The following is a 4,015-nucleotide window of genomic DNA, read 5'->3' on the forward strand; positions in this document are numbered from 1 at the left end:
CATCCTCAAGCGCTACATCAGCCGCGAACTCTTCCGGCTCCTCACAGCCACCCACACATCCCCGATGACCACTTGACAGTCATAGAAGCATCTCAGTGCTCGCGGGGATCCTGCCGGACATCGGCCGGGCATTCGCCCTGGACGTCAGCGTCGCCGGGCAGGTGGTCACGGTGTTCGGAGTAACAGCCGCCGTAGCCGGGCTGGTGCTGGCGACCCTCACCGCCACTTGGCGACGGCGGACCGTGCTGCTGCTCTCGATCGGCCTCTACCTGCTCGGCACGGTCGGCAGTGCGCTTGCCCCGGGGTTCGGGGTGCTGCTGGGCGCGCAAGCGGTCGCCGCGGCGGGGGCTGGCTTCTATCTCCCCACCGCTACCGTCACCGCGGCGACGCTCGCACCCGAGGAGCAGCGAGGCAAGGCGATCGCCGTAGTCACGACCGGCCTCACGTTCGGCACCGCCCTCGGGGCCCCGCTCGGCACGGCGGTGGCCGCTGTCGTGGGCTGGCGGGCCACGATGTGGGGGCTCGCCGCACTGGCCGTGCTCGCCGGCGCGGCCGTACTGATGACCGTGCCGCGGCACGTGGTCACGGCGAGCGCGGGCGGGTTCGCGGCGCGCCTGAGCCCGTTGCGGAACCGGTTGGTGCTGCTGCTGCTGGGCGCCCTCGTCGCGTTCACCGCGATCTACACGCCCTACACGTACATCTCGGCGGTCTTCGGGACGGCGACCGGCGGCGATGGCGTAGGGCTGGCAGGGCTTCTCCTCGGCCTGGGCCTGATGGGCGTCGTCGGGAACCTGATCGCGGGGCAGCTTGTCGACCGGGTCGGAGGGCGCAGGATTGTCACCGGAGCGCTGGTGCTGCTGGCGGTCCTGTTCGCCGCACTCCCGACGCTGGCGTCGTCGTACCCGACGGCTGTCGCAGCAGTAGTCGTCTACGGCCTCGTCGGGTTCTCGATCACGACGCCGCAGACCCATCAGCTGATCGGCGCCGCTCCGGAGAACGCGTCGCTCGTCGTCGCGCTCGGCGGCGCCGTGCTCTACCTGTCGATCGCGCTGTCCGGCGCGCTCGGCGGGGTGACGATCGCCGCGCTAGGCGCGCCGGCCTTCGTCCTGATACCGGCCGCCGTCCTGGTGGTCGCGGCAGTCCTGTCCGAGATCGCCCATCGCACCGGTGGCGTCTGACACCACAAATGACCCGGCGCCGCGACCGGTGCCGGACACGCACCTGGGGGTGAATGGTGTTCCGCCGCACGATGAGCGTGACAGACCTAACGTACTTGACGCTCGGTCTGACCCACGACGTCAACGTGTCGATGGTCTTCCTGCTGGAGCTGGACGGGGAGCTGGGTCACAACGAGATCCGCGACGAGCTGGCGCGGCTCGCCGAAACAGTGCCGCGGTTCCGCCAGCGGGTGGCCCACCGGTCCCCGTGGGCTGAGAACTGGTCGGCGCCCGGGCCCGTGCGGATCGACGACCACCTCACCGAAGTCTCCGTCGGGGAGGACGGGCTCGGCGCCGTGCTGTCCAGGCTGCCCGATCTGCTGGACCGGCCGTTCGACGACGGCGCACCGCCCTGGCAAGCCCTGTACTTCCGGGGTGCCCCGGGCCGGAACAGCGTGCTCGTGCTGCGCCTGCACCACAGCATGGGCGACGGCATGACCTATCTGTCCGCCCTGCAGCATGCATTCGGGGACCCGGGCGGCGACGAGGTGCTGCCAGAAGAACACCAAGCAGGTAGTCGGTATCGAGCAGCACCGTCGTCACGACTGTGCGGCCCTCCGGCTCCCACCCGAACGCCACGCCCGGCAGGAGCAGCAGCACGTCTCCCGTCGATGCCGACCTCCGCCGCACGGTGTCAGGGTGCAGGATGATCGAGCCCTCGCGGACGACCGCAATCCGCACGCAGCCATGGACTGTCAAAGTCTCTGCGGCTTGGCGATGAGCCACAGTGCGTGCCGCGACCCAGCGGAACGATGCAGGATCACGCTGCCGTACCGGGGTTGCTAAACCGGGCATCAGACTTGCTTATCCTGCGTGCACTGGCGCGGACATCGCAGCGAACTATTGCAGCAGCGTCAGTTCGATCTGGTCGCCGAGTTCCAGCTGGTGCTGGCGGCGGAACGGCGCTCTCAGCGGGAGCATGTGGGTGCCGCCGCCGATGGGGAGCATCGTCGCCTCGTAGGGGTGCCCGTTCACACGGGCACGAACCTTGACGGTCTTTCCGGTACCGAAGAGGGTGGCTGAGTCCGGCACCTGCACGCACGTCCACCCGCTTGTCGCATCCGCAACGACGGTCAGCGTGAATGTGCCAAGGGTGGTTTCGGTCGCATCATCATTCGTCATGGGTCTACTCCGTTGTGTCCTCATTGGTCTTCATCAAGCGGTGAGCACCTGGCCCGGCCAGCAGCGTTGGCGTGATCGTGCGCCCCGTTGCGGCGAGGAGCAGATCGACAGCCTTGCCGGTCACTTCCAACCCCTCGCCCCAACTTGCTCCGGTATCGGAGTCGGTGAGGCGGCACCCCTCGGCGTGCTCACGGCTTCCTCCGAACGATGCGGGAGTTCGGAGTTGATAGGCGAGTGCTTCATGCACTGCGGCGCTGGGATAGTCGCCGGAGATTCCCAGCGGTCGGCGGATGTCCTCCCCGTGGGCAATAGCTTCAACGAGCCGGGTGGCCCGATGCGCGGTCGGGATTCGCCGCAGATCGAGTACCTGGCGAAAGTCGGCCAGGGTCTGCTGGGGGTCGTCGCGCTTGCATCGACGCACGCCGTCCTCGTTGGCGCGGTCAAAGTCGCCCCTCGCGCGCGCCATACTCCAGACGAAGGCGATCTTCCCGGTCTTCGCCGTGTCGACCACATGCGCGAGCACATCGTGCACCGTCCAGTTGCGACACAGTGACGGCGTCTCCCAGCGTGGCGCGTCGACGGTCGTGAGGTCGTCCAGCAACCGGCGTCGCTCGGCGTGGACGAGTTCCCATACCTCGGGCTTCGTAAGCGACATCCCAACACCTCACCTTGCATTAGTATAGTTAGCACTACGCTATATGTAGTGTCTACTAGAGGTCAAGTAGCACGCAGTACGATGAAGCCATGAGTTCGAGACGTTCCTACAGCTCCTACAGCGATGGTTGCGCGGCTGCCCATGCGCTTGACCTCATCGGTGAGCGATGGACGCTGATCGTCGTGCGCGAACTCTTCCTCGGCCCGAAGAGGTTTGCCGAGCTCCAACGCGACGTGATCGGGATCAGCCCCACCGTGCTCTCGCGCCGCCTGCGCGACTTGGAATCGCGCGGCATCGCCATCCGCTCGACGCTCCCCGCTCCAGCCAACGTTGATGTGTACGAACTCACCCCGTGGGGGTTGCGGTTGGAAGCGGTCAACAAGGCACTCTCGATGTGGGCGGTCGCATCACCGACACTTCCCTGGGATGCAGACATGAGCCCCGACACGCTCGTGCTCTCCATGCGTGCCCACGCGCGAGGCGACGCCACAGCAACCCCGCCTGTGCGCGTCACCCTGTTCCTGACCGACTCGCGCATCGAGGCATCCGCGCCGGTTCCCTACTCGGCGACGATCGCTCCCCAGGGCACCACTATCGAAAAAGCCTCGAGGCCTGGCCCGGCCGAAGCCGAGGTACATGCCACAACCGCTGAGTGGAAAGCCTGCATCATCGGCGGCACTGCTCTAGGTGCTTTGCCGGGCGTGCGGGTGGACGGAACTCCTCGCGCAGTTGATGTGCTCATCCAGGCGACCAGTCTCGCTGGCAACCCGGAAGCACTGTCATCCACTTTGCCTGTCCCGACACCGCCAGCTGTCTGAAGTGACACCTACTGGCCGGACGCCTCCAGACTTGGCAGTAGCCGAGGAGGAGGACGTGCGATGGGGCGTCGAAGTAGGTACCCCGAGGAGTTCCGCCGTAACGCCGCGGAGCTGGCTCTCGACGGGGGCCGTTCGGTCCGCGACGTGGCTCGCGAGCTCGGTGTGAACCACGAGACCCTGCGCAACTGGGTCGAGGCCCTGCG

At 67.2% G+C, this 4,015-nt stretch carries 6 protein-coding genes; 4 read left to right on the top strand and 2 right to left on the bottom strand.

Translation table 11 applies throughout. The annotated features are described in order from the left end of the window. Window positions 1–95: 95 nt before the first annotated feature. A complete protein-coding gene (locus tag AB0J24_RS28625) occupies window positions 96–1,178 on the top strand; it encodes an MFS transporter (RefSeq protein ID WP_358686982.1) in 1,083 nt (360 codons plus the stop codon). Between the two features lie 71 nt (window positions 1,179–1,249). Then, window positions 1,250–1,867 carry a wax ester/triacylglycerol synthase domain-containing protein gene (locus AB0J24_RS28630; RefSeq protein ID WP_358686984.1) on the top strand — a complete coding sequence of 206 codons (618 nt, stop codon included), beginning with the start codon at window positions 1,250–1,252 and terminating at the stop codon, window positions 1,865–1,867. A gap of 190 nt (window positions 1,868–2,057) precedes the next feature. Here the strand turns inward: AB0J24_RS28630 and AB0J24_RS28635 are convergent, their stop codons facing one another. Together AB0J24_RS28635 and AB0J24_RS28640 are read right to left on the bottom strand one after the other, a co-directional pair. Continuing rightward, window positions 2,058–2,339: a DUF1905 domain-containing protein gene (locus tag AB0J24_RS28635; RefSeq protein ID WP_358686986.1), complete on the bottom strand. Its 282-nt coding sequence runs from the start codon at window positions 2,337–2,339 to the stop codon at window positions 2,058–2,060. Between the two features lie 4 nt (window positions 2,340–2,343). Then, on the bottom strand, window positions 2,344–2,994 hold the full coding sequence (locus tag AB0J24_RS28640) for a maleylpyruvate isomerase family mycothiol-dependent enzyme (protein WP_358686988.1): 651 nt from the start codon (window positions 2,992–2,994) through the stop codon (window positions 2,344–2,346). Window positions 2,995–3,083: 89 nt separating this feature from the next. Here AB0J24_RS28640 and AB0J24_RS28645 point away from each other — a divergent pair, with 89 nt between their 5' ends. Then, entirely contained in the window at window positions 3,084–3,812 is a 729-nt protein-coding gene (locus AB0J24_RS28645; RefSeq protein WP_358686989.1) for a helix-turn-helix domain-containing protein, read from the top strand. 60 nt (window positions 3,813–3,872) lie between these two features. After that, window positions 3,873–4,015: transposase (locus AB0J24_RS28650; RefSeq protein WP_358686991.1), on the top strand; the 143-nt coding region annotated here is incomplete at its 3' end.

Origin of the sequence: Pseudonocardia sp. NPDC049635 (assembly GCF_040659795.1) — a bacterium.
Classification (GTDB): Bacteria; Actinomycetota; Actinomycetes; order Mycobacteriales; family Pseudonocardiaceae; genus Pseudonocardia.

Coding starts and splice junctions, on each gene's coding strand:
- AB0J24_RS28630 (WP_358686984.1), top strand. CDS start 1,250: ATGAGCGTGACAGACCTAACGTACTTGACGCTCGGTCTGACCCACGAC.
- AB0J24_RS28635 (WP_358686986.1), bottom strand. CDS start 2,339: ATGACGAATGATGATGCGACCGAAACCACCCTTGGCACATTCACGCTG.
- AB0J24_RS28640 (WP_358686988.1), bottom strand. CDS start 2,994: ATGTCGCTTACGAAGCCCGAGGTATGGGAACTCGTCCACGCCGAGCGA.
- AB0J24_RS28645 (WP_358686989.1), top strand. CDS start 3,084: ATGAGTTCGAGACGTTCCTACAGCTCCTACAGCGATGGTTGCGCGGCT.